Raw genomic sequence first — 545 nt, 5'->3', positions numbered from 1 at the left:
TTATGCGTCCTCCGTAATCCGTGAACTGATGCAGGTACAGTAACCAGAGAATGTGAATGCTCATGACGCTGATGCTGTCGAATGATGATGGAGTTCATGCTCCCGGGCTTCGTACCCTGGCGCAGGCGCTGACCGATGCCGGGCGAGACGTCCTGGTGGTTGCCCCCGACCGTGACCGCAGCGGTGCCAGCAACTCGCTGACCCTCGACCGGCCGCTGCATCCGCTGCATCTGGATAATGGTTTTATCAGCGTCAATGGCACGCCGACCGACTGCGTGCATCTGGGTGTTAATGCCTTTTACACAAACCGTTGTGAGCGGGTGATCGCCGGTATCAATGCCGGCGCCAACCTGGGTGACGACGTGCTCTATTCCGGCACCGTTGCCGCCGCAATGGAAGGGCGCTTTCTGGCCAAGACACCAATAGCGGTGTCGCTGACCGGTAAACAACACTTTGCCACGGCTGCGCGGGTATTGCTGGAATTGCTGCCGAAGCTGGAACAGCTGCGTCTGCCGGCCAATTCGGTGATCAATATCAACGTGCCG

Annotated in this window: 1 protein-coding gene; it reads left to right on the top strand. The window is 58.7% G+C overall.

Annotated elements, in window-relative coordinates; all coding sequences use genetic code 11:
• Positions 1–62: 62 nt before the first annotated feature.
• On the top strand, positions 63–545 hold a 483-nt coding region (gene surE / locus B3P58_RS00845), incomplete at its 3' end, for a 5'/3'-nucleotidase SurE (protein ID WP_286715313.1).

Source organism: Thalassolituus sp. UBA2009, assembly GCF_002335285.1.
In the GTDB taxonomy this organism is placed as follows: Bacteria; Pseudomonadota; Gammaproteobacteria; order Pseudomonadales; family Oceanobacteraceae; genus Venatoribacter; species Venatoribacter alkanivorans.
Note: the sequence above shows the minus strand (reverse complement) of the source record. Positions and strands in the feature narration are given on the sequence as shown.